The sequence below is a fragment of the Corynebacterium sp. Marseille-P4611 genome (genome assembly GCF_916618765.1).
Taxonomy (GTDB): Bacteria; Actinomycetota; Actinomycetes; order Mycobacteriales; family Mycobacteriaceae; genus Corynebacterium; species Corynebacterium marquesiae.
Genome location: NZ_CAKAKD010000001.1, coordinates 990,624 through 1,013,908, shown reverse-complemented (window position 1 = coordinate 1,013,908; position 23,285 = coordinate 990,624). Strand labels below are relative to the sequence as shown.

Here is a 23,285-nt window from a genome sequence, read left to right as displayed (position 1 = left end):
ATTCGGCCCGCATAGTGGCCCGCTGAACATCGCACTTCACTCCGAATCCCTGCGACCCTCACTTTGCGTCGCGCGCACCCGCGTGTTCGCTCCTCACCCGACTGCAGCCCTGCAGCACCACATAGCTCACCGCTTACGTCCCAGCCGCCTGTATCGCCCGGCAGCCCACTGTCCGGCACGAATACTGCTAGCGGTTAAGGGGATGTGACCCGTTTGAAAAAGAGGTAGAACCCATATGACTTCTCCTGCTAATACCCGCTTGCCCATCTCTGATGATGTGGAAGCAGTCCTGCCTGCAGCTATCAGCCGCGCCCACGACTGGTTGAAGTCCACTGCGGACGAAGAAGATAAAGCCACCGAACAACTCGCAGACCTGCTGCGCGATGAGGACGGCGTGAAGTTCACCATGGACTTCGTCGACCGCGTCATGCGCCCAGAAGATGACAAGGTTGCCGCACATGCGCTGAAGGATATTTCTTCTCACTATGACCCGTCGTTCCTCGGCAGCATCAATGGTGCGCTCGTTGGTGCCGGTGGCTTCTTCGGCCCAATCCTGCCCAACCTAGTCATGCCGGTTGCCCGCCTGTACATGCGCAAGATGGTTGGCCACCTGGTTCTGGACGCCGAGTCTGATGCCCTCAACAAGATCCTGGACAAGGCCGCCCAATCCGGGGAGCAGCTTAACCTCAACCTGCTGGGTGAGGCCGTGCTCGGTGAGGAAGAGGCTAAGTCCCGCGCGGAGCGCACCCTCAAGCTCATCCAAAACCCCCGCGTAACCTACGTTTCGGTCAAGGCTTCCTCCATGGTGGCCCAGCTTAACCACTGGGATATCGATGGCTCGGTAGAGCGCCTCAAGGAGCGCCTGCGTCCGCTGTACCAGGCTGCGGCGAACCGAACCGACAAGGTCTTTATCAACATGGACATGGAGGAGTACCACGACCTCCACCTGACCATCCGCCTGTTCAAAGAGCTACTCAGCGAGCCGGAATTCCTCACCCTGGATGCCGGCATCGTGCTGCAGGCTTACCTGCCGGATACCTTTGATGCGCTCAAGGATATCGCTGACTTTGCTAAGGAGCGCGTGGCTAAGGGCGGCGGCAAGGTCAAGGTGCGCATTGTAAAGGGCGCGAACCTATCCATGGAAACCGTGCAGGGCGAGGTCCACGATTGGCCGCTGGCTACCTACACCAACAAGCTCGACGTTGACGCCAACTACTACCGCCTATTGGATTTCATCCTGCGCGAAGAGTACGCCGATAGCGTCCGCATCGGTGTAGCAACCCACAACCTCTACACCGCGGCAATGGCCTATGAGCTGGGTAAGAAGCGCGGCGTGCTGCACATGATGGATTCGGAGATGCTGCAGGGCATGTCCCCAGCACAGCAGGCAGCGGTGCGCAAGGTCTTTGACGGCCGCCAGATCCTCTATACCCCGGTTGTCCACGCAGAAGACTTCGATGTCGCCGTGTCCTACCTGGTACGCCGCTTGGAGGAAAACTCCGCGCCGCAGAACTTCCTCTACGCGCTCTTTGCCCCAGGCGAGGAGCCGCTGGCGGATCAGGAAGAGACGTTCCGTCGGGCCGTCGCCAAGCGCTGGGACACCTTCGCTGGCGCCCGCCGTACCCAGAACCGCCTCGAGGAGGACGGCCGCCAGGCACCGCGCACCGGCCGCTTTACCAACGAGGCAGACACTGACCCGGCGCTCGCGCCGAACCGCCAGTGGGCGCAGGAAGCGCTCAAACGCAATCCGGGCGAGCACGGCATCGCGGAGGTTACCGACCCTACGGCGGTCGAAGGTCACATCGCTCGCGCCAAGGAGCTGGGCACCGAGTGGGGCAAGCGCCCTGCCGCCGAGCGCGCCGCGGCACTGGAGGCCGTGGCAGATCAGATTGCCTCCCAGCGCGGCAAGTTCATCTCCGTGGCTGCGTATGAAGCCAATAAGACCGTTACCCAGACCGACCCTGAGGTCTCTGAGGCGATTGACTTCTGCACCTACTACGGCCAGTCCGCGCGCCTGCTGGAGGAGTCCTACTCCGAGTTCACCCCGCACACCGTTACCGTGGTGACCCCGCCATGGAACTTCCCCATTGCTATCCCGACCGGCGGCATTGCGGCATCCTTGGCGGCCGGCTCGGCGGTTATCGTCAAACCAGCCCCGCAGGTAGTTCACTGTGGCAAGCTCGTGGTGGAAGCCTTCCGCACCGCCCTCGAGGCGCAGGGGCTGGATCCGGATCTGGTGCAGCTTGTGCTCACAGATGAGGCCGAGGCTGGCAAGGCGCTGCTTTCCCACGATGACGTGGACAATGTCATCCTCACCGGCGCGTCCGATACCGGTGCGCTCTTCCGTTCCTGGAAGCCGAAGATGAACATTATGGCGGAGACGTCCGGCAAGAATGCACTCATCATCACCCCTGCGGCCGACCCAGACCTGGCCATCGATGACCTCTACAACTCCGCCTTTGGCCACTCCGGCCAGAAGTGCTCGGCGGCCTCCCTGGTTATCTTCGTCGGCGCGGCGGGTAAGTCCGAGCGCCTGCGCACCCAGCTGCTGGATGCCGTTAAGACCCTTAAGCCGGGCCCGGGCTTCGATATCACCACCACCATGAATGGCCTAGCGGAAGAGCCAAGCGAGAAGCTGCTGCGTGGCCTCACCCAGCTCGAGCCGGGTGAGAAGTGGCTCCTCAAGCCGGAAAAGCTCAACCAGGAAGGCACCCTGTGGTCCCCGGGCATTCGCGATAATGTGCAGCCGGGCTCCTGGTACCACAAGAATGAGTGCTTCGGCCCCATCCTTGGCATCATGTACGCCGATACCTTGGAAGAGGCCATTGCCTGGCAAAACGACACCGGCTACGGCCTAACTGGCGGCATCCACTCGCTTGACGACGCCGAGATTGAGTACTGGATCGACAACGTTGAGGTGGGCAACGCCTACGTCAACCGCGGCATCACCGGCGCGATTGTCCAGCGCCAGTCCTTCGGCGGTTGGAAGAAGTCCGTCATGGGACCGGGCGCCAAGGCTGGCGGCCCGAACTACGTGGCACAGATGGGTGAGTGGGCCGATGGCGAGCTCAAGCCGCGCAACGTAGATATCGCCCCAGCAAGCCTCGCCGCGCTGCACCGCCTGCGCGATAACCTCTCTGACAAGCTCACCGAGGAGGACATCACCTGGCTGTGGCGCGCCGCTGAACTGGACCAGGTGGCGTGGCAGGAAGAGTTTGGCCGCAACCACGACCGCACCGGCCTGGTTTCTGAGGCCAATATCTTCCGCTACCGTCCACTGCTGACCAAGCTGCGCGTGCGCGTGGGCGAAGGCTACGAGCTGCGCGAGGTTGCTCGCCAGGTGCTGGCCGCCGCAATTACCGGCACCGCCACGGAAATCTCCGCCACCCCGGAGGTTGCCACCCAGCTGCAGGACCTCGGCTTCGACGTCAAGGCCATCACCGACGAGGCTTTTGCCACCGCCGTGGCCAATGACGCCTCCTCCCGCGTGCGCGCCCTGGGCACCGTGCCGGATTCCATCTACGAGGCCGCGGTACGCTCCAACTCCGTGGTGCTGGACCAGCCCGTGCTTGCCGACGGCCGCCGCGAGCTCCTTCCTTACCTCCTTGAGCAGGCAGTCTCGGTAACCATGCACCGCTTCGGCATTATCCGCAACGTAGGTAACCTGCGTGACGAGTAAATCCCGGCCGCGTCAGCGGACGTGTTAAAGGTACTGAAGGGAGGTAGCGCCCCGCCCGTGGGCTGCTACCTCCTTTTCGTATATGCGCTGCGAGTTTTATGTGGCATAGTGGTAGGCAATGTCTACGTCACATAATTCGTCTTCCCGCGACGAGGCCAAGCGCCCGTCTGCGCAGGAAAAAGGCAACGCAACACAGATCCAAAAGCCGGGCGAGGAAGATTCGCATACCCTCGTCTCTTATGATGATGCGCACCTTGGTGCAGAGGCTGCCAGCGAGCACCCTGCCGAGCGCGACGATAAATCCGCCGTCCTGGCCAAGGACTTCCGCACCATGGCCAAGGTCTCGGTGGTCTTTATCCTTATCGTCGCCGGCCTAGCGCTGGCCGGCTACCTGCTCAAGTTCATTTGGGTAGGCCTGCTGCCGGTCCTGCTCGCCATCCTCGTCTCCACGGTGCTCTATCCGATCAGCGCTTGGCTGCGTGGTAAGGGATTCCCGCGCTCGCTCGCGGCGGTCAGCACCTTGCTCGGTCTCATCATTATCTTCTGCGGTGTTTTCGCCGCCATGGCCCCGGTTGTCACCAACCAAAGCCAGACACTCATTGACCAAGCTGAAGATGGCATCAGTCAACTCACGGAAATGGTGGAAGAGTCCCCCATCGATATCCAAAGTGACCAGCTACAGTCCGTGCTCGAAGACGTGGTCAAGTTTGCCAAGGGCCAAGCCTCTACCATCGCTACCGGCGTTATCTCTGGTTTCTCGATGGCCAGCTCCATCGTCGTGGCCGCGCTGATCATGCTCTTTGTCACCTTCTTCATCATTAAAGACGGCGACAAGTTCCTGCCCTGGCTGCGCAAGTACACCGGCAACTCCACCGGCTGGCACATCACCGAGCTCGGCGCGCGCATCTGGAAGACCCTGTCCGGCTTTATCCAGGCGCAGGCCGCGGTGGCCATGGTGGACGCAGTTCTCATCGGCCTTGGCCTGTGGGCTCTGCAAGTTCCGCTCGCGCTCGTCATCGCCGTGGTGACGTTCTTCGCCAGCTTCATCCCGATCATCGGCGCGGTCACCGCCGGTGCGCTCGCCGTCATCGTTGCGCTGGTGTCCAACGGTCTTACTAACGCACTTCTTGCTTTGGCGCTTATCATCATCGTCCAGCAAGTAGAGGGCAACGTCCTCCAGCCGATGCTGCAGTCCAAGGCCATGGGCCTGCACGCCACCATCGTCCTGCTTTCCGTGACCGTCGGCTCCACCCTGGCCGGCATCGTGGGCGCCTTCCTCGCCGTCCCCGTGGCCGCAACCATCGCCGTTGTCGTGCGCTACCACGCCGAGATGGCCGCGCTGCGCTCCGGCGAAGTCGAGCCCTCCGATATAGACATCATCACCGGCTCCAAGGACGATCCTGAAGACTTCAGCGACTTCACCTACGAACACGATGAGACCCCACGCGACAAGGTAGAGCAGCTCTACCAGTCCATGAGCCCGCTGAGCTAAGACTCAGCCACAACAAGCAGCGCGCCGGTCCTCCCCGGCGCGCTTTTTAGTTTTTAGCGCAGAAAGCCTAGGTCCGTAGCTGCCGAGGCGAGCTGGCGCGCACCGCAGTCAAGGACGTTGGCCCAGGTGCCCTTGGATTCCTCATTGGCGGAATCGGAGACCTGCTTGAGCAGGGTGCAGGGCACCTCGAAGCGCTGGCATACTGCGGCGATGGAATAGCCTTCCATGTCGCACAGCTGCGATTTCTTGGCCAGCTCGGTGCGCAGGGCGGTATCGGAGACAAACATGTCGCCCGTGGCCAGTCCGCGCACCGGCAGGCGGCCGGAGGTCTCGAGCTCGATGGCCTCTGGCAGCAGGTAGCGGTTGATATCGGTAAGCACTTCTAACTTGAAGTCATGCTTGGTGACCTTGCCTATTTCGAAGACGCCAGCCATGCCGTCGACAAGCGCGCCGGCCGTGCCAATGTTGACCACGCGATCGGGAAGGGCGCCGTTAGCGCGGGCGTCGGCAAGAGCTTCCGTCAGCGCAATGGCCGCCGGAACCGTACCGATTCCGGTGATGAGCAGGGGTTCGCCTTCCGGAATGTGGGCGGCTTCCGCGTCCACAGCGGCGACGAAAAGGGGGCGTCCGTTGAGATTCTCCATGCCTGCGAGAATACCTGCCCGCCCTAGTCAAAGTTCAATGTGCGGTTCTTCTGGCGCAGGCGAATCGTAATGTTTTTCTGGCCAGCGCCAAGGGCAATGATTTTCCCGCTGAGCACCCGGGCGACGGCCAAGTCTTCCTCCGTCGGTGCTTCGGCCGCGACCCGCGCCGTAGGCAGCCAAGCATCGTGCGGGTCTGGCGCGCCGAGGTGAATGAGCCGTTCGCGCTCCACGTCGATCCAATAGCCCTCCGTGGCCATGAAGCGATCGTGGCTCCCCTCGAAGGAATCGCGGCGCCACCCACCCTCGGCCACGCGGAAGACAAATGGGCAATAGCCAAAACGCGAAGGCACGATATAGCGCGTCTGGGGGCTGACGCGCCAATGGCCGCGCGCGGAGCTCCACACTTGGCGGTATGTATCGGCCAAGCTCATGCCCAGACGCAGGCGCTGCTGCCTGTCCTCGTCCAACCCGGCACCATCTACCTGGGTGTTTAGCTCCCCGAGCCGCGTGGCATCGGCCACGTACATGCCCAGCCACGCTTCCTCCGGAGTGGTGTACGGGCCGGTGATATCACGGTGGAAGGAATCCGGCACGGCTCTTTCCGCGTCCTGGGGCAGGCGCTGGCGGGCGGCAAAGGCCCACAAGCGCGGATGCCCCATGCGGTACAACATCACCGTCGCCCGCGGCAGGCGGTCGTGCACCTGCTGACGCGTCAGATAATCACCCGCACTGATGCGCCGCAGCAGCTGCTTAGCGACGTCCCCCTCTACCTGCTGCTCCACTCCCGGCGCGACCTCCATCTCCGGTAACTGGCTAAGCAACATCAGATCGATGATGTCCCCCAGGTCAAAGACCTTGCTCAAGTCCGTCTGTGCCTCAGATCCAAAAGCCTCAATTGCGTCATAGCCCAAGGCACCGCCCAAACGGCGGATGAGATCCGGGGACACGCTCACCCGGTTGCGAGTTGCATGTAATTCCGCAGCATTCAGATTGCGGTCCAGACCCACGAGGGCTCCTTCCTCCCCCTCATCGGGGATTTAATTTTTGGTCATGCTTGGGATTAAGCCGGACATTGGCCTTTGTGGACTTCTTTCATTGCGTCCCTTTCGCGGAGCAAGAGCATTGTTAAGAAGCCTTCCTAGGGGATTTTGGAACTCTCCGCTTCGCCACCGTTGATTCTCCGTCTCCCAACAGATGACAACCTTAATCCTTAAGGGTTACATCGTGAAAGATTCATTACGTTGCAAATACCCCTTTCATAGTCCGACTCGAGAGAATTCTTGCAACTCATATGGCTATAGTATGACACGGAATGATTCTTAACCATTCCCTCTTCTTTCGCATTTCTCTCTCTGGACAGCGCACAAAGGAGCATTGCCTTTGAACGACAAGAATTCTTGGGGTTCATCAGATTCAACCCCATATTCAGATTCGTACGAATCTGCCTCCCCTGTACAGGACTCCGGTACTGGAACAAACACTAACTCTTCAGGCAAAGGCAAGCGCACCGCAATTATTGTCGTTGCCGTCCTAACCGTTATCGCGCTAATCAGCGGAGGTGCCTGGGCGCTAACGGGAAACAAGAATTCTGATGGTTCGAGCAGCGCTGAACCGAATTTTCATTCTCAAGAGAACAACAGCGAGGAAACCACTAAACAGGCGACTTCTGAAAAAGAATCCACGCCCGAGGAGAAAGCTAAGACTACACAAGCTAAGGGCGCTAGCACTGGACCTTCCACAGAGGAAAAGTGTGGAACGTTAGCCAACAACCTAATGGACGTTCCAATTGGCACGCTTCAGCTGTTTTGCGATGGCACCTGGCTTTACATGGCCCAAAAGCAATCCTCAAATTATGGACTGTTCTACTGGACCGATAATGAGTGGAAGTTGTACCGGTCTGACAATACCACTGGAGACTCCGTCAATCAGTGCTACGACAAGGGCAAGTTGGACACGGCTGGCGCCCCGAAGGAGCTGACCAACCAGCTCCAACTCTGCGATGCACAGCAAACGCAAACTCCAAAGGTTCGCGACAGGCCCATTACCGCTGAGGAGGAATTTCCGCCAGAAGATTATTGGTACGGCGAATGCGATGGCAGCTACGTACTCATCGCGGAATCGGTCATCATCCCGCCGGCAACTGATCCGATTTCTGAGCCCTACCGAGTGCACAAGAAGTACCCAGGCTCCAAGATCATCCGGGGCAGCGCATGTAGTTCCCTGCGCAGCCGCACTGAAAGCGGCTCTGTCTATGCCATTATCTACAAAGCCGGCCACAGCGTGGACAAGGTCTGCGAGCTCAAGGCCAAGTATGGCGGTAATGCCCGTTCCCTCAATAATGACGCGGATTTCTCTGACCCCTGCTAACCCCGATTCCGCGTTCGATTCCCTGTCACTCCCCTTCTGCTGCGTTGTCTCCCTACACCCGATACAACGCAGCGTGCACCCCTTTGACTTTTCATCTACCGCCTCAATTTGAAAGCAATACCTTATGCCTAAATCATCTGCCCACCTAGGCCGTATAATCATTGCAGCGAGTGCGACGCTCATTAGTTTCTCCCTGGCTTCCTGCGATGACGAAACTTCGCATACAACCGCGCAGGAGTTTTCAGTTGAGTCGACGACAATGTCCTCTACAGAAGAAAACAGCGATGCCAAGCTGGAAGAATCACCCGTTGACTCTACTGCGACGGAAGAAGAACCTACTCGGCCGGTGCCTCCGAACGTCGTGATGGATGACGAGCAGCCAAGCCCGGAAGCCGACACCGCCTCGTCGTGTGGTGCAGCTGATGCCCAAACGGCATTCTCCGAGGGAGTATCCCAAGTCGCTCCATGGGGCACCATCGGGTGGGAGCTTTTCGATTCCTCAGGCTACGATCCCTGTGCATCTCTATCGTGGGAAACGCTGATGGTTGAGGGAGGAACTAGTTCTTCACCGTTCCACATCATGTTGTTTAACCATGGCGAATACTTAGGCACCGCAACGGCAAAGCCCTATGGATTCGCCCCCACTATTGAGCGCGTGAGTGACTCCGAGATCGCGGTAACCTACCACTGGCCACGCGAAGGTGAAGGCAACGCGAACCGCTCCGGTACGACTGACGCTGGCTTCCGCTGGGATGAAGGCCAGCAAAAGGTCATCATGTCCGGCGACGTCCCGCCAACGTCTGTAGGCAGCTAAAGGCGTAATCAATCCACCGCTTTTACCCGCCCCCTTGGCCTCTGAAGAATTTCTCGCAGGCGTCAGGCATGATTTTTTCCGCTGATGTATTTTCGCACTATGAGCAAACAACAAATTCACCAGCACATCGCAGTTTTTGGTCAGGCTGGAAGCGGAAAGACAGTCCTTCTTTCCTCACTCTTTGGCCGCCTCCACGAGCCATCGACCATCCATAAGAACGGGTACAGATTCCTAGCGGACGATTCTGCGCGCGGAAATAAACTGCTCCAAAAATACTTGGGAATGAAGGAGCAAGCCCAAGCTCCGATGCAGGATAAGTTTGTTTCCTCTCCATTCGGTTTTAAATTCGTCCCCGAGTCCCAGCCTTTGGACGCGAAGAAGAAGAATTCGCACATTGGCATTACTTGGCATGACTATCCAGGCGAATGGTTCGAGTCCGAGGTCAGCTCCGAAAGCGAAAGAAATGATCGGGCTCGTACTTTCCGCCAGCTGATCCAATCAGATGTGGCGCTAGTTTTGGTTGACGCACAAAAGCTGCTCGACCACCAAGGCGACGAAGAGCGCTACCTCAAGTCTCTATTCGGCACCTTCCGGAACACATTGCTAGGCATTAAATCCGACATCATTGCTGACAATGAACGGCTGGAGCAGTTTCCCCGCATCTGGGTTATCGCGCTTTCTAAAGCCGACCTCATGCCGGAGTTGGATGCGCACAGGCTTCATGAACTCGTCATTCTTCATGCCGCAGATGAACTGAACGCGCTGCGCAAAGTCTTGGCCGATTTTGTCAATGGTGATGAGGCCCTATCGGTCGGAGAAGACTATATCGTTATCTCCTCGGCTGAATTCAAAAATGACAGTATTGATTTAGAAAAGCACAAAGGCGTCGACGCATTGCTTCCACTGTCCACAATATTGCCTATCCAGCGCTACCAGCGATGGAATGTACTTCGACTTCTTCCTGCTGGCCTAGCGGACGAAAAGATGGTGAAGAGGGGACTTGGTATAGCACAATCCGCTTTTGCGATGCTTGGCAAAGTAAACAAGATGCCATTCAACTTCCTAGCGAAGGCTCAAGGTATCGCTGGTCTGGTTGACCCCCTCATGTCTGCGGCTATTCCGGTAATTGCTGAAGCTCGAAAAGATGCGGTTGAAAAACATGCATTTAAGGAATTGTTGCTCACAGATTTCGTCATGAAATTGCGAGAGAGCATAGACAACGACATTCTCGAAAGGTCGCCGCGATGGAAATAATCTGGGCTACTCGAGGCAAACACTGGGGCCATAAGTTCTTACTCGATGGCGGCTATAAGGACCCATTGCCGCCATATCTTGAGGCATTTTCGGGCTTTGAAAACTCCCGCCGCGTGTTTGAGCGCTACAATGGACACTTGGCTTTAAGGTTTCCAGATCCAGAGGAACGCCACGATGAGTCAGGCCGCTTGATTTACCACGACCTAGTTATCAGCGGTCATGCCATTACCGATGCCCGCTCTTACGACGAAGCATGCTCTTTTATGTGGCCTTTGATTGCGGACGAATATAACAAGCTCTGGGATGCAGAAAACTAGAAAAGAAGCTGGGCTCTTTCAACAGTTAATCGCCGCCGTGAATATCAAGACCTTTTCCCCAGAAGAATGATGAAGATGACTGATGGCTGGAATTCAACAGAATTCGCGGAGAAGATGAATTGCCTGCTAAAGCGATACTACGCAGGAGACAATGGGCTTTCTCCGGCTGCAGTAGAACTTCGGGCGGTGTGGAGAACAGCGGGACTCGCATACGCCGTTTTCACAGTCTCGGCTCCGAAAGGGATTGCGTACGTGGGATTGGAAATGACAGTTCTTCCGGGACCTGGTTCTGCCATATCGGAAGAAGAAACCGCTATAGAAGGCTGGTTGGACCGATTAGCCGGAGATACGCTGGCCAGCGCATTGGACTACAACGAAGATGACAAAATCCAATGGCAGGGAAAGGTCGCCGGCAACACTCCAGAATTTTTCTCAGAGCTCGGCCCCGCTGTAGGAGAAGTATTCTTCCCATAAGTACCAAAAGCCTAGAGGGGGCGCGGCAGCCAAGAAGTGGCCGCGTTCTAGGCTTTCGCGCTGGTGGCGGCGGTGTCCTGCTGATCGTGAACTTAACCGTAGTAGGGCCTACGGTGTTCGGTATCTCCACGCCGCTGTTGCTCGGTATCACTGGCATCATAATGATGAGCGGTGAGAGCAGTAGCAGCGGCGCACAGGACGACTAGCGCAGGCGGTGGCCTACGAAGCCGGCGGCGAGGGTGTTGCCGGAGGATTGATCGATGAGCAGGAAGTTGCCCACCGCACCGCGGGCGGCATAGTCCTCGACGGGGAGCTCGGCCTGGGTCTGGATGGTGATGTGAGCGATGTCGTTCATGGCGACAGACTCGGGGTCCTCGACATCGGAAACGCCATCAAGATCCAGGGTGCGGGTGACGGCGGCGACGCGGGCCTTAACCAGGGAAGAGCCGTAGCGCAGCTTGAGCATCTGGCCGGGCTTAATGTCCTTTTCGGTCAGGCCCACAACGGTGGCGTCGAATTCGCGGGTGGCCGCGGGGCGTTGGGGTCCGGCGAGGAGATCGCCGCGGGCGAGATCGACGTCGTCGGCAAGCAGGAGCGTCACGGAGTCGCCGGTGGCGGCGGAGTCGGCGGGGCCGTCAGCAGTGTCTATCTGGGTGATGGTGCTGGTGCGGCCCTCGGGCAGGCGGACCTCGTCGCCCACGGAGATGGACCCCGCCTTCACGCGACCGGCGTAGCCGCGGTAATCGGAGGCGTGCTCACGAATGACGTACTGGATGGGGAAACGGAAGTCCAGCTCATCGGCGCGGCCGGTGGCCACGGGGACGGTCTCGAGCACCTCGAGGACGGTCGGTCCGGTGTACCACTCCATGGTGGTGGAGCGCTCGACCACGTTATCGCCCTTGAGCGCGGAAATCGGTACCACGGTGGTATCGGTGATACCCAGGCGGGTGGCGATTTGGTTGAACTCGGACTCGATATCGCGGAAGACCTGCTCGTCGTAGTCCACCAGGTCAATCTTGTTCACCGCGAGGACCACGTGGCGCACGCCAAGGAGGGCGGCGACGTTGAGGTGGCGGCGAGTTTGTTCGACAACGCCATGGCGGGCGTCGATAAGAAGCACCACCACCTGAGAGGTGGACATGCCCGTGACCGTATTGCGGGTGTACTGCACGTGGCCGGGGGTATCGGCGAGGATGAAGGTGCGCTTATCCGTGGCGAAGTAGCGGTAGGCCACGTCGATGGTAATGCCCTGCTCGCGCTCGGCACGCAGGCCATCGACAAGCAAGGAAAGGTCCATGCCGTCGAAGCCGCGGTCGGTGGAGGTGCGCTCCATCGACTCCACCTGGTCTGCAAGCACGGACTTGGTGTCATAGAGCAGGCGGCCGACGAAGGTGGACTTGCCGTCATCAACGGAGCCGGCGGTGCACAGGCGCAGCGTATCGCGCTGCTTGAGGGCGCCGACATTCGGCGTGAGGGTCGTGGTCATCAGAAGTAGCCTTCCTTCTTGCGGTCCTCCATGGCGGACTCGGAAAGTTTGTCATCGGCGCGGGTGGCGCCGCGCTCGGAAAGAGTGGAAATGGAGATCTCCGCGAGCACCTCGTCCGGGGTCGATGCGGTAGATTCCACGGCGCCGGTGCAGGACATATCGCCCACAGTGCGGTAGCGCACGGTGCGGGTTTCCAGCTCCTCGCCCTCGGCCGGTCCACCCCATTCACCAGGCGCTAGCCACATGCCATTGCGCTTGAATACCTCGCGCTCGTGGGAGTAGTAAATGGAGGGCAGCTCGAGTTCGCGGGCGCCGATGTATTCCCAAATATCGGACTCGGTCCAGTTGGAGATGGGGAAGACGCGGACGTTTTCGCCGGCCATCTTGCCGCCGTTATAGAGGTCCCACAGCTCGGGGCGCTGGCGGCGGGGATCCCAGCCGCCGAAGGAATCGCGGATGGAGAAGATGCGCTCCTTGGCGCGGGCGCGCTCCTCATCGCGGCGGGCGCCACCGCAGACGGCGTCGTACTCACGCTCGGCGATGGTCTCTACCAGCGGCACGGACTGCAGCGGGTTGCGGGTGCCGTCGGGGCGCTCTTGCAGGTCACCGCGGTCAATCCAATCTTGGACGCGGGCTACGTGCAAGCGAGCGCCGGATTCTGCCACGAGGCGGTCGCGGAAATCGATGACCTCGGGGAAGTTGTGGCCGGTATCGACATGGAGCAGCTCAAACGGCACCGTGGCCGGGGCGAAGGCGCGGCGGGCTAGCTCGAAGACAACGACGGAGTCCTTGCCGCCGGAAAAGAGGATGCCGACCTTGTCGAACTGCCCGGCCACCTCGCGCAGGATGTGGATGGACTCGTTTTCTAGGTATTTTAAGTGTGGAGAAAGTGTGCTCATTATTCGTGTAACCCGCATTCTGTCTTGCCGTCTGCAAATACGCGCCCGGACCGGGCATCGTCGCCTTCACCAACCGGGAAAGTCAGCGGGGCGCAGCCGATGGAGCGGTATCCCTGCAGGGTGAGTGGGTGGATGATGAGGTCGTTGTCCTCGATATAGCAGTCCGTATCGTCCAAATCCCAGGTGATGATGGGAGAGATCTTCAACCGTCCGGTGCGGTCGAGGCTCAGCGCCGGGGCGGTGGCGCGGTGTTCGGAATCGGCGCGGCGCAGGCCGGTGACCCAGCCAGCATATGGGTCCATCGCCATATTCAGCGGCTCGACCTTGCGCATGCGGTTATAGGCCGCGGTATCGCGAGCGTAAAGGCGCGGGCCGTACACCTCGTCTTGTTCTTCCGGGGTGAGCAAAGGCAGCACGCGAACAAGTGGGAGGTCCGGGTAGCGCTTTTCTACCTCGTCGGCTACCTGCAGGGTTTCCGGGAAGTGCCAGCCGGTATCGATGAAAAGCAGGTCCGCATCGAGCCCAGCACGGTGGGCGAGTTCAGCCAAGGCCGTATTTTCCATGGACATGGTCACGGCCAAGCGGCCGGGTGCGTGCTCGGCGGCCCATTCGGTAATGGTTTCCGCTGAGGCGTCATAAAGCTTATCCGCCCACTGGTCCACCAATTGCTGGTTGCGCGCGGCTACCTCGGCGTCCAGCGGCGCGGTATCGCGCGTGCCTTCCGGGGAGATGCTGGGGTCGCGGTAGTTCTTGCCACCGTCCAGCAGGTTCGTCGTTGGGTTCATGCCGTCACACATTAGGCAAAAGCCCAAGGCGGTGCAGGAGATTGTGCGCGAAAAGCCGCTGAGCTTGGCGGGAGGTGCGAATAAAAAGTTTCCAATCCGTACCAAGCGGACTAGATTTACAGACAAGACAGTCTATTGCGGGCGTCCGCGCCCCGCACAAGGAGGCACTTTCATGCAGCGTATAGCCATCATCGGGGAGGGCCCGGCGGCCCTATCCACCGCCGAGAAGCTTATCAGCGCTGGCATGTGTGTGGACCTCATTACCCAGTGCACCGCACCATTCGGTCTACTCCGCCGCTTTGCAGGCTTGGCAGGCGTGCTGGGCGACGCCGTCACGAGCTCCCACTGCGGCCCCGGCACCACTCCCCGCCTGCGCCTCATCGGCAATGTGCACGTAGGACCCGACGGCGACATCACGCAGAACGAAATCCACCGCCTAGCCGCCTCTGGCAACCGCGAGCTACTCGTATTGGAGCTCAAGGCTCGCGGCGTGGCCGTCACCACGTGGGAAGGCCTATGCGCCCCACTGCAGGATTTTGAAGACTGGCGCAGCGTCATCACCCGCGCGCAGCTGGCTCACGTGGGGATTTAGCAGCAATTACCGACTAGCACCCCACCCACCACCGGTATAAACTTGCACGGCTACCCAGCCACGGCAAGGAAAGGGGCGCGAGTCCATGGATCTGGTTCGCATTCTCATTACACGGTCGGCGCCATATACGCCGTATTTCATCGCGGTGCTTGTCCTGCAGGCCTTATCTACGGCCGCCACGCTGTACCTTCCATCGCTTAATGCCAAGATCATCGATGAAGGTGTGGCTCAGGGCGATGTGGACTTCATCTGGCGCACCGGCGGCATCATGCTGGCCGTCGCGTTTGCCCAAGTCATCACCGCTGTTGGCGCAGTCTGGTGCGGCAGCCGCACCGCCATGGGTGTCGGCCGGGATCTGCGCGGCGAGGTTTTTCGCCACGTTAATTCCCTGTCCACTGAGGACATGAGCCGCTTTGGCACGCCTACGCTCATTACCCGCGGCACCAATGACGTCCAGCAGGTGCAGATGGTCTACATGATGATGCTGAACTTCATGGTGACCGCACCCATCATGTCCATCGGCGGCATCATCATGGCCGTGCGTGAAGACGCAGGCTTGTCCTGGCTGGTGTGGGTGTCCGTGGCGGTACTGCTCGGCACCATCTCCGTTATCATTTCCCGCCTCATGCCGCTCTTCCGTTCCATGCAGGACAAGCTGGATTCCATCAATGGCACCTTGCGCGAGCAGATCACCGGCATCCGCGTGGTGCGTGCCTTCGTGCGCGAGGCCTATGAGTCCGAGCGCTTTACCGAGGAAAATAAGAACATCACCCGCCTGTCCTTGAACATCGGCCGGCTTTTCGTGGTGATGTTCCCGCTCATTACGGTGATCCTCAACGTGGCCACGGGCGCGGTCCTGTGGTTCGGCGGCCACCGCGTGGATGAGGGCTTGGTCAACGTCGGCTCGCTCACCGCATTCCTGCAGTACCTGCTCCAGATTCTGGCGGCGGTCATGATGGGCACCTTCATGGCGATGATGCTGCCGCGCGCCATTATCTGTGCCCGCCGCATCACCGAGGTGCTCAAGCACGAGCCCTCCATTACTCCACCCAGCTCCACCACCTCTCCGGAGGCCTGCGTGGGCACGGTGGAATTTCGCAACGTGGGCTTTTCCTATGCCGGTGCGGATGCGCCGGTGCTAGAAGACATTTCCTTTACCGCTCAGCCCGGCACCACTACCGCCATCATCGGTTCAACGGGCTCGGGCAAGACCACCCTGGTTTCCCTCATCCCACGCCTGTACGTGCCGACGGAGGGCCAGGTGCTTATCGACGCCACCCCTACCACCTCCCTGGCCCGCCAGGACATCGTCCAGCGCGTATCTCTGGTTCCACAAAAGGCCTACCTATTTAGCGGCACGGTGGCCTCTAACCTGCGCCTCGGACGGCCCGAAGCCACCGATGAAGAGCTCTGGGAGGCGCTGCGCGTGGCCCAAGCTGACTTCGTTGAGGACCTAGATATGCCCATATCTCAAGGCGGCACGAATGTCTCCGGCGGCCAGCGCCAGCGCCTGTCCATCGCGCGCATGCTTGTCGCCCAGCCTCTGATCTACCTCTTTGATGATTCCTTCTCCGCGCTGGACGTGGCTACCGACGCCAAGGTGCGGGCGGCAATGCGCGCCTCGTTTGCCGAGCGCGAAAAGCCGGTGACCAGCATTATCGTCGCCCAGCGCGTAGCGTCTATCCGCGATGCGGACCAGATCCTGGTGCTGGACGCCGGCCGCATCGTTGACCGCGGCACCCACGAGGAACTCCTGGGCCGCTGCGCGGTCTACCAAGAAATCGTTGATTCCCAAGAAACCGCCGGTGTGGCAGGGGGCGAAAACTAATGGCTGAAAACACCACCTCTACCGCCGAGTCCACGGATACCGGTTTTGATCCGATGGGCGGCTCCGCACCCCGTCAGGCCAAGAATTTCTGGCCCTCCACCAAACGCCTTTTCTCCCTGCTTGCTCCCTTCAAGCGCCACCTATGGGCCGTCGCGGCAATGAACATAGTCTGCATCTTCTTGGCCGTGGTAGCCCCGAAGATCATGGGCAAGGCCATGGACGTCATCTTTGCCGGCGTCATTTCGCGCAACCTGCCCTCTAATATCTCCGCCGAGCAAGCCATTGCGGGCATGCGTGCTGAGGGCCAGGACCGCTTTGCGGATATGGCTTCCGCGATGGACTTCGTCCCCGGTGAAGGCATCGATTTTAACCGACTGGGCACGCTCATCATCACCGTGATCGCGATGTACATCGTCTCCTCTGGCTTCCAGTGGTGGCAGGGAGCAATCCTCAACAAGTTAAGCATGGATATCGTGTTTGACCTGCGCGAGCGCGTGGAGGCGAAGATTAATGCGCTGCCTCTCAACTACTTTGATTCCCAGCAGCGCGGCGATATCCTCTCACGTACCACCAATGACATCGACAACATGCAGCAGGCCCTGCAGGAGGCGCTATCGCAGCTGTTTTATGACGCGCTGCTGGTCATTGGCATCACCATCATGATGTTCAGCGTTTCGTGGCAGCTCGCTCTCATCGCCCTCCTGTCCCTGCCGCTTACCGGTCTAGTTATCGGCATCATCGGCAGCCGCTCGCAGCGCCAGTTCACAACGCAGTGGCGCTCCACCGGCCAGCTCAACGGCCAGGTAGAAGAATCCTTCTCCGGCCACGACCTAGCCATCGTCTTTGGCCGCACGGAGGCCATGACGAAGGAATTCGACAAGCGCAACGAGGAGCTCTACCGCTCCGCAGCTAAGGCTCAGTTCCTGTCCGGCATCATGATGCCCATCATGCAATTCCTGTCCTACCTGTCTTATGTGGCCATTGCGGTCCTGGGTGGTCTGCGCGTGGCCAATGGACACATGACTCTGGGCGCTGCCACTGCCTTCATCCAATACTCCCGCGAGTTCAACCAGCCGTTAGGCCAGCTCGGCGGCATGATGCAGCAGGTGCAATCCGGTGTGGCCTCGGCCGAGCGCGTCTTTGAGCTTCTCGACGCCGAAGAGCAAGCCCCCGACACCACCGACGAGGACCTTCCCGGCCGTGCCCAGGGGCTCGTGGAGTTCCAGGACGTTGACTTCTCCTACGCAGAGGAGAAGGAGCTCATCACCGGCCTCAACCTGCGCGTGGAGCCCGGCCAGACCGCGGCTATTGTCGGCCCCACCGGTGCCGGAAAGACCACCCTGGTCAACCTGCTCATGCGCTTCTATGAGCTAGATGGTGGTCAGATTCTCATTGATGGGCACGACATCGCCCGCATGCCTCGCCATACCCTGCGTTCCCAGGTGGGCATGGTGCTCCAGGACGCCGTGCTCTTTAAGGGCTCGATCATGGAGAACATCCGCTACGGCCGCTTGGATGCGACGGACGAAGAAGTCATTGCGGCGGCAAAGGCGACCTATGTGGACCGCTTCGTTCACGCGCTGCCCGATGGCTACGACACCATCATCGACCAAGACGGCGGTGCTATCTCGGCTGGCGAGCGCCAGCTCATCACCATTGCCCGCGCGTTCTTGGCCCAGCCCGCGCTGCTCATCCTTGATGAGGCCACCTCTTCGGTCGATACCCGTACCGAGGTCCTCGTCCAAGAGGCGATGAACGCGCTACGCGCGGACCGCACCTCTTTCGTCATTGCCCACCGCTTGTCCACCATTCGCGATGCTGACCTCATCCTCGTCATGGAGAACGGCACCATCGTGGAACAAGGCTCGCACGACGATCTCCTTGCGGCCCAAGGCGCATACTGGCGCCTGCATCAGTCCCAGTTCGCTCAAGGGTAGGTCTTCGCCGGCGGTGAGCTATTCCAGCCCTACCGTCACGGTCGGCGCACTGAAGTGAGCACCCTTGAGGTTTACCAGCTCAAGGGTGACATCGCGCAGCTCGAGATGATCCATGACTACATCGGGCACTTCCGCATCGGGGACGGGGTGAGCCTCTGGAATACCAAGTTTGTCCAACACGGCATTGATATCGTCGCGGCTTAAATCGATTTCCGCCCGCGGTGTAGAAACCTTACCCACCGCCGGGGTGGCTGTGAGCTCGGTAGCCATAATGGTCACCGGTCCGCCGCGTACCTCGGTGGTATCCCCTCCCGTAGTCAACATGCCATCGCCGTAGCGGCCGGGTAGCGTAATCCCCAGATTATCGATGTCGAGGTTCTCGCCCTTCAGCTCTAGAACCCGCACATCACCGCTGGCGGTGGGGAAAGTGCCCAAGGACACGGTGACATTCTTCGTCAGCGTCACCGTATCCGCGAAGACGGTACTGAAGTACGGAACCGCCGGGGCATCTTGCGCATTAACCCGTTCGGAACCGCTCGCACCGCCCACCACCAGGGCACAGGTGAGTACGGCCAAGCAGCTACGCGCCGCCCGCGGCATCGCCCTCGTCATTGCTCTGCTGCTTCCTTGGTGCGGCGCTTTTGCTCCCCCGGCTGCCACGCAAAGGTAAAGGCCCCGCCAATGATGCCGAGCAGGGAGCCGATGATGAAGCCGCCCAAGTTGGACGTCGGCAAGGCGATAATGGCCACGATGATGCCCAGCACACCGACATAATTTGAGGTTGCCGGCTGGAACCACGCGCCGAGGCCGAACATGGCTAGCAAGACGCCGATAAGCAGCGTAGATACGCCAGAGATGGTGGAAATCATGACCAAAAGGTCAGAGACGCGGATGGTGATATAGGCCGGTGCGGCAATGATGATGCCGGACAAGATGAGCAACAGTCCCGGAAAGAAGGGCCGGCCGCTGCGCCAGCGGCGGAAGCGCTGCCACGCGCTGGGCTTAGATTCCTCCTCGCCCGTTGCCTCCGCCACCGGGAGGGTCTGCGTGTCTTCCGTGGTCGACTCAGCAGCCATTATCCGAACCCCTCCGCACCGTTACTCCGACGTTCTTGGCAGAAAGGCGCTGTGCACCCACTGAGGTGGCCTTCACATCGTCCGCCTTGAGGGAGACCTGCTTGGAGTACAGGCCCCACGCACCAGGATCCGCGGTATCGCTGAGCTGATTCGCATCGATGCCCACGTTGACATCCTGCATGACCAAAGAACCATCCACGTCGGTCGCACCGACCAGCAGGCTATCGGATTCCACGCTGCCCTCACCCTCAGCCTTCAGTGCTAGGGTGGCCTCCCCACCAACGCCGGGCACCTTGGGAACCGTCACGGAAAGGCAGAGATCAGAGACCTTGGCATGGTCCAGCTTGATGCGCGCGACAGGAAGGTGCTCTTCGGCCTTTTGATCATCATCAACAAAAAGCGAAAAGCCCTCTCCATCCAAGTGCCCCATGGTGATCTTGAAAAAGCTACCGGAAAGGGCCAGGTTCGCGGTCAAGCCGCCCTGCGCCACGGCGAATCCAGTAACGCCAAAGGCGGCAAGGCCCGCGGTCAAGGCCACCGCGGCCTTGGTGATGTTCGTTTTGCCCATGGCGGTTTGCCCTTTCTGCGGCGGTCTAGGTCCTCTTCTTGGCGGGTTCGGCCACGCTGCGGCTTCCAACCCCGGTGGTACTCCGCCGCCGTGTACAGCACGTTTAGCAGAATATGGCGACCGAGTTTCTCATCTTGACAGTGTACAGCCCACCCCACCGCGATACCGCACTGAATACAGACTCTGGGATTTCCACCCCTAGGCTTTAAGGTAGAGAACAACGTGGAGCATCAGTAATAAAGGAGCACGCATGACCACCGTGTTCGGTTGGATAGCTATAGCCGCATCGATTCCGGTGTGGCTGTACTTTTTCACCCGCGTATGGACCCTGATTAAGTTCATCCGCTCGGGCGGACCCACCCAGCTCAAGCGCACCGATAGCCTAGGCAAGCGTTTATGGCGCGTGATTGCGGAGGTCTTTGGCCATTCCCACTTCAAGGGTAAACCGCTGGTCAATGCCGCCCACTGGCTGGTAATGGTGGGCTTCCTCTTTGGCATTTTGGTGTGGTTTGAAGCCTATATCCAAACCTTTGCGCCGGATAAGGGCTGGCCGTGGCTCAGCCACTGGCCGGTTTACCACTTCGTCGAGGAAGTCTTGGGCATCGCGACGGTCCTCGGTATTGGATTTCTCATCGGCGTGCGCCTCAAACTCGGCGATACCGAGCGCGGCAGCCGCTTCTTCAATTCCCAGACCGCCTCAGCGCGCTGGGTAGAGTTCATTGTCTTTTCTGAAGGACTCGGCATGATCCTGGTGAAGTCCACCAAGATCGCCACCTACGGGGGCGGCTCCGCCTGGGCGGATTTCTTGAGCATCCACTTGGCCAAGCTCTTCCCCGAATCCCCGGCGTTGGTGAGCTTTTTCGCCCTGTTCAAGCTGCTATCCGGCATGCTGTTTATCGTCTTCATTTCCCGCAATTTCCAGTGGGGCGTGATGTGGCACCGCTTCACCAGCTTTTTCAATATCTTCTTCCAGCGCAACGCCACCGGTGAAAAGGCATTGCAAGAACTGCCCACCCCGGACTTGGAAGAAGACATCACCCCGGGTAGTTGGAAGATGTTGCTGGATTCCACCTCCTGTACTGAGTGTGGCCGCTGCCAAGAACTATGCCCGGCGTGGAATACCGAAAAGCCGCTGAGCCCCAAAAAGGTCATGATGGACCTGCGCCAGGGCGCACTGGATAACTACAACCCGCATGAGGGCCTAGATGTACTGTCCATGGCCGGCGTTATCGATGATGACGTGCTGTGGTCTTGTACCAACTGCGGTGCCTGCGTGGATCAGTGCCCAACCGATATTGAGCACATCGACCACATCGCGGACCTGCGCCGCTTCAAGGTGCTTGCGGAATCGGACTTCCCTTCCGAGCTCACCGGCCTGTTTAAGAATATGGAAAACAAGGGCAATCCGTGGGGCCGGAATAACTCTGAGCGCCGCGCCTGGATCGATGAGGCCCGCGCCGATGGCATCGACGTCCCCATCATCGGTGAAGACGAGGCCGATTTCTCCGATATGGAATACCTGCTCTGGGTGGGCTGCGCTGGCGCTTATGATGACGATGGCCGCCGCACCACCCGCGCCGTTGTAGACCTGCTGCATACCGCAGGCGTGAAGTTTGGCGTGCTCTCCACGGGTGAGACCTGTACGGGTGATCCTGCCCGCCGCGCCGGCAACGAGTTCCTCTTCCAGATGATGGCGCAGCAAAACGTAGAGACCCTCAACAACGCCTTCGATGGTGTGCCAAAGGGCCAGCGCAAGATCATCACCACCTGCCCACACTGCTTTAACACCATCCGCAACGAGTACCCGGACTTTGACGGGCATTTCGACGTCTTCCACCACACCCAGCTGCTCAACCGCCTGGTCCGCGAGGGCTTGCTCAAGCCGGTGCCGCGCACGCCGGAGAATCGCAAGCCGATTACCTACCACGACCCTTGCTTCCTCGGCCGCCACAATAAGGTCTTCGATCCTCCGCGCGAGCTGCTCGAGGCCACCGGCGTGGAGCTGCGCGAGATGGACAAGAACCGTGATGAAGCCTTCTGCTGTGGCGCCGGCGGTGCCCGCATGTTCATGGAGGAAAAGCTCGGCACCCGCATCAATGATTTCCGCACCGAGCAGGCTTTGGAGACCGGCGCGGAAGAAATCGCCACCGGCTGCCCCTTCTGCAATGTCATGATGACCGGCGGCGTGAAGTCCTTGGCGCAGGATTCCACCCCCACCACCAAGGTCAATGACGTGGCGGTTATGCTGCGCAATTCCATCGCGCTCGACGAGTCCGGCACCCTGCCGGAGCCCAATCCCAAGGCCTTCCTCTCCACCCCTGTGCGCCACCAAAAGTCGGCCAGCGCCAAAGAAACCCCGCTTGCCGACGCCCCCACTTCCGCCACCCCAAACACCACCCACACCCCGGCAGCTTCTGCAGCACCGGCCGCACCGGCCGCCCCCGCGCCAAGTGCACCTTCTGCTCCGTCGGCACCGACCCCGCCAGCTGCACCGCAGACTCCCCAAGCACCGGCAGCTCCCACAGCACCAAGCGCGCCTACCCCACCGAGCGCCCCGGCAGCACCTGCACCAAAAGCACCACCCGCTCCAACACCACCAAGCGCACCCGCAGCACCCGTAGCACCGGCTGCGCCCGCGCCAAGTGCACCTACTGCGCCTTCGGCACCGACTCCGCATGCAGCACCAGCCGCTCCGACGCCACCTAGTGCACCCGCGGCACCAGCCGCTCCCGCGGCGCCAAGCGCCCCTACTCCTCCAAGTGCCCCAGCAGCACCTGCGCCCAAGGCACCAGCGGCTCCAACACCACCTAGCGCGCCTGCAACGCCTGCGGCCCCCACCGCACCAGCGGCACCACAAACTCCCCAAGCACCAGCGGCACCCGTCGCACCAGCGGCTCCAACACCACCTAGCGCGCCTGCAACGCCTGCGGCACCGAAACCGCCACAGGCCCCTGCTGCGTCCACCCCGCCAAAGGCTGAGCCGCCAGCCGCACCAACCCCGCCAGCACCTCCGGCGGCTCCGGCACCACCGGCGTCGGAAAGCGTGCCCAAGCCGACTGAATCTGAGTAGGCG

At 60.2% G+C, this 23,285-nt stretch carries 19 protein-coding genes; 11 read left to right on the top strand and 8 right to left on the bottom strand.

Features of this window, described 5'->3' with window-relative positions:
* Nucleotides 1-235 precede the first annotated feature (235 nt).
* Together LG376_RS04965 and LG376_RS04960 are read left to right on the top strand one after the other, a co-directional pair.
* Complete coding sequence (locus LG376_RS04965; RefSeq protein WP_225746350.1) at nt 236-3,679, top strand: bifunctional proline dehydrogenase/L-glutamate gamma-semialdehyde dehydrogenase; 3,444 nt, start codon at nt 236-238, stop codon at nt 3,677-3,679.
* A 118-nt stretch (nt 3,680-3,797) separates the two neighbouring features.
* On the top strand, nt 3,798-5,171 hold the full coding sequence (locus tag LG376_RS04960) for an AI-2E family transporter (RefSeq protein ID WP_225746349.1): 1,374 nt from the start codon (nt 3,798-3,800) through the stop codon (nt 5,169-5,171).
* A 53-nt stretch (nt 5,172-5,224) separates the two neighbouring features.
* Here the strand turns inward: LG376_RS04960 and LG376_RS04955 are convergent, their stop codons facing one another.
* On the bottom strand, nt 5,225-5,815 hold the full coding sequence (locus LG376_RS04955) for a nucleosidase (protein ID WP_198492140.1): 591 nt from the start codon (nt 5,813-5,815) through the stop codon (nt 5,225-5,227).
* Nucleotides 5,816-5,838: 23 nt separating this feature from the next.
* The gene (locus tag LG376_RS04950) at nt 5,839-6,822 is read right to left on the bottom strand and encodes a hypothetical protein (protein WP_225746348.1); all 984 of its coding nucleotides are present in this window, start codon (nt 6,820-6,822) and stop codon (nt 5,839-5,841) included.
* A gap of 766 nt (nt 6,823-7,588) precedes the next feature.
* On the opposite strand from LG376_RS04950, the gene LG376_RS04945 reads away from it, so the two are divergent.
* The 5 genes from LG376_RS04945 to LG376_RS04925 all read left to right on the top strand — a co-directional run bounded on the left by LG376_RS04945 (nt 7,589) and on the right by LG376_RS04925 (nt 11,041).
* A complete protein-coding gene (locus LG376_RS04945; protein ID WP_225746347.1) occupies nt 7,589-8,182 on the top strand; it encodes a hypothetical protein in 594 nt (197 codons plus the stop codon).
* Between the two features lie 124 nt (nt 8,183-8,306).
* Entirely contained in the window at nt 8,307-8,996 is a 690-nt protein-coding gene (locus tag LG376_RS04940; RefSeq protein WP_225746346.1) for an LppP/LprE family lipoprotein, read from the top strand.
* A gap of 99 nt (nt 8,997-9,095) precedes the next feature.
* Nucleotides 9,096-10,250 carry a GTPase gene (locus LG376_RS04935; RefSeq protein ID WP_225746345.1) on the top strand — a complete coding sequence of 385 codons (1,155 nt, stop codon included), beginning with the start codon at nt 9,096-9,098 and terminating at the stop codon, nt 10,248-10,250.
* Nucleotides 10,241-10,567 carry a hypothetical protein gene (locus LG376_RS04930; protein ID WP_225746344.1) on the top strand — a complete coding sequence of 109 codons (327 nt, stop codon included), beginning with the start codon at nt 10,241-10,243 and terminating at the stop codon, nt 10,565-10,567. The genes LG376_RS04935 and LG376_RS04930 overlap by 10 nt, the downstream gene beginning before the upstream one ends.
* Before the next feature lie 75 nt (nt 10,568-10,642).
* Nucleotides 10,643-11,041 (top strand): hypothetical protein, encoded by a 399-nt coding sequence (locus LG376_RS04925; RefSeq protein ID WP_225746343.1) that lies wholly within the window; start codon nt 10,643-10,645, stop codon nt 11,039-11,041.
* A gap of 202 nt (nt 11,042-11,243) precedes the next feature.
* Here LG376_RS04925 and LG376_RS04920 read toward each other — a convergent pair whose 3' ends face one another.
* The 3 genes from LG376_RS04920 to LG376_RS04910 are packed head-to-tail and all read right to left on the bottom strand — an operon-like array spanning nt 11,244 to nt 14,211.
* On the bottom strand, nt 11,244-12,527 hold the full coding sequence (locus LG376_RS04920; RefSeq protein WP_225746342.1) for a sulfate adenylyltransferase subunit 1: 1,284 nt from the start codon (nt 12,525-12,527) through the stop codon (nt 11,244-11,246).
* Complete coding sequence (cysD, locus tag LG376_RS04915; protein ID WP_225746341.1) at nt 12,527-13,426, bottom strand: sulfate adenylyltransferase subunit CysD; 900 nt, start codon at nt 13,424-13,426, stop codon at nt 12,527-12,529. The genes LG376_RS04920 and cysD overlap by 1 nt, the downstream gene beginning before the upstream one ends.
* The gene (locus LG376_RS04910; RefSeq protein WP_225746340.1) at nt 13,426-14,211 is read right to left on the bottom strand and encodes a phosphoadenylyl-sulfate reductase; all 786 of its coding nucleotides are present in this window, start codon (nt 14,209-14,211) and stop codon (nt 13,426-13,428) included. The genes cysD and LG376_RS04910 overlap by 1 nt, the downstream gene beginning before the upstream one ends.
* A gap of 172 nt (nt 14,212-14,383) precedes the next feature.
* Between LG376_RS04910 and LG376_RS04905 the strand changes: the two genes are divergently transcribed.
* The 3 genes from LG376_RS04905 (at nt 14,384) to LG376_RS04895 (ending at nt 18,568) form a co-directional block, all read left to right on the top strand.
* Nucleotides 14,384-14,803: a methylenetetrahydrofolate--tRNA-(uracil-5-)-methyltransferase gene (locus LG376_RS04905; protein WP_225746339.1), complete on the top strand. Its 420-nt coding sequence runs from the start codon at nt 14,384-14,386 to the stop codon at nt 14,801-14,803.
* Between the two features lie 85 nt (nt 14,804-14,888).
* Nucleotides 14,889-16,631 carry an ABC transporter ATP-binding protein gene (locus LG376_RS04900; RefSeq protein WP_225746338.1) on the top strand — a complete coding sequence of 581 codons (1,743 nt, stop codon included), beginning with the start codon at nt 14,889-14,891 and terminating at the stop codon, nt 16,629-16,631.
* Nucleotides 16,631-18,568, top strand: coding sequence for an ABC transporter ATP-binding protein (locus LG376_RS04895; protein WP_304505917.1), 1,938 nt, complete (start codon nt 16,631-16,633; stop codon nt 18,566-18,568). The genes LG376_RS04900 and LG376_RS04895 overlap by 1 nt, the downstream gene beginning before the upstream one ends.
* Nucleotides 18,569-18,586: 18 nt before the next feature.
* On the opposite strand, the gene LG376_RS04890 is transcribed toward LG376_RS04895, so the two are convergent.
* Genes LG376_RS04890 through LG376_RS04880 form a run of 3 tightly spaced genes read right to left on the bottom strand, consistent with a single transcriptional unit; the run spans nt 18,587 to nt 20,212 of the window.
* Nucleotides 18,587-19,180 carry a hypothetical protein gene (locus LG376_RS04890; RefSeq protein WP_225746337.1) on the bottom strand — a complete coding sequence of 198 codons (594 nt, stop codon included), beginning with the start codon at nt 19,178-19,180 and terminating at the stop codon, nt 18,587-18,589.
* The gene (locus LG376_RS04885; RefSeq protein WP_225746336.1) at nt 19,177-19,644 is read right to left on the bottom strand and encodes a DUF6114 domain-containing protein; all 468 of its coding nucleotides are present in this window, start codon (nt 19,642-19,644) and stop codon (nt 19,177-19,179) included. The genes LG376_RS04890 and LG376_RS04885 overlap by 4 nt, the downstream gene beginning before the upstream one ends.
* Nucleotides 19,634-20,212 (bottom strand): DUF6230 family protein, encoded by a 579-nt coding sequence (locus LG376_RS04880; protein WP_179387067.1) that lies wholly within the window; start codon nt 20,210-20,212, stop codon nt 19,634-19,636. Before LG376_RS04880 ends, LG376_RS04885 begins: the two co-directional genes overlap by 11 nt.
* Nucleotides 20,213-20,462: 250 nt before the next feature.
* Here LG376_RS04880 and LG376_RS04875 point away from each other — a divergent pair, with 250 nt between their 5' ends.
* Entirely contained in the window at nt 20,463-23,282 is a 2,820-nt protein-coding gene (locus LG376_RS04875; protein WP_225746335.1) for a (Fe-S)-binding protein, read from the top strand.
* Nucleotides 23,283-23,285: the final 3 nt, after the last annotated feature.

Coding starts and splice junctions, on each gene's coding strand:
- LG376_RS04935 (WP_225746345.1), top strand. CDS start 9,096: ATGAGCAAACAACAAATTCACCAGCACATCGCAGTTTTTGGTCAGGCT.
- LG376_RS04885 (WP_225746336.1), bottom strand. CDS start 19,644: ATGGCTGCTGAGTCGACCACGGAAGACACGCAGACCCTCCCGGTGGCG.
- LG376_RS04960 (WP_225746349.1), top strand. CDS start 3,798: ATGTCTACGTCACATAATTCGTCTTCCCGCGACGAGGCCAAGCGCCCG.
- LG376_RS04880 (WP_179387067.1), bottom strand. CDS start 20,212: ATGGGCAAAACGAACATCACCAAGGCCGCGGTGGCCTTGACCGCGGGC.
- LG376_RS04900 (WP_225746338.1), top strand. CDS start 14,889: ATGGATCTGGTTCGCATTCTCATTACACGGTCGGCGCCATATACGCCG.
- LG376_RS04875 (WP_225746335.1), top strand. CDS start 20,463: ATGACCACCGTGTTCGGTTGGATAGCTATAGCCGCATCGATTCCGGTG.
- LG376_RS04955 (WP_198492140.1), bottom strand. CDS start 5,815: ATGGAGAATCTCAACGGACGCCCCCTTTTCGTCGCCGCTGTGGACGCG.
- cysD (WP_225746341.1), bottom strand. CDS start 13,426: ATGAGCACACTTTCTCCACACTTAAAATACCTAGAAAACGAGTCCATC.
- LG376_RS04930 (WP_225746344.1), top strand. CDS start 10,241: ATGGAAATAATCTGGGCTACTCGAGGCAAACACTGGGGCCATAAGTTC.
- LG376_RS04910 (WP_225746340.1), bottom strand. CDS start 14,211: ATGAACCCAACGACGAACCTGCTGGACGGTGGCAAGAACTACCGCGAC.
- LG376_RS04965 (WP_225746350.1), top strand. CDS start 236: ATGACTTCTCCTGCTAATACCCGCTTGCCCATCTCTGATGATGTGGAA.
- LG376_RS04895 (WP_304505917.1), top strand. CDS start 16,631: ATGGCTGAAAACACCACCTCTACCGCCGAGTCCACGGATACCGGTTTT.
- LG376_RS04945 (WP_225746347.1), top strand. CDS start 7,589: ATGGACGTTCCAATTGGCACGCTTCAGCTGTTTTGCGATGGCACCTGG.
- LG376_RS04920 (WP_225746342.1), bottom strand. CDS start 12,527: ATGACCACGACCCTCACGCCGAATGTCGGCGCCCTCAAGCAGCGCGAT.
- LG376_RS04890 (WP_225746337.1), bottom strand. CDS start 19,180: ATGACGAGGGCGATGCCGCGGGCGGCGCGTAGCTGCTTGGCCGTACTC.
- LG376_RS04925 (WP_225746343.1), top strand. CDS start 10,643: ATGACTGATGGCTGGAATTCAACAGAATTCGCGGAGAAGATGAATTGC.
- LG376_RS04940 (WP_225746346.1), top strand. CDS start 8,307: ATGCCTAAATCATCTGCCCACCTAGGCCGTATAATCATTGCAGCGAGT.
- LG376_RS04905 (WP_225746339.1), top strand. CDS start 14,384: ATGCAGCGTATAGCCATCATCGGGGAGGGCCCGGCGGCCCTATCCACC.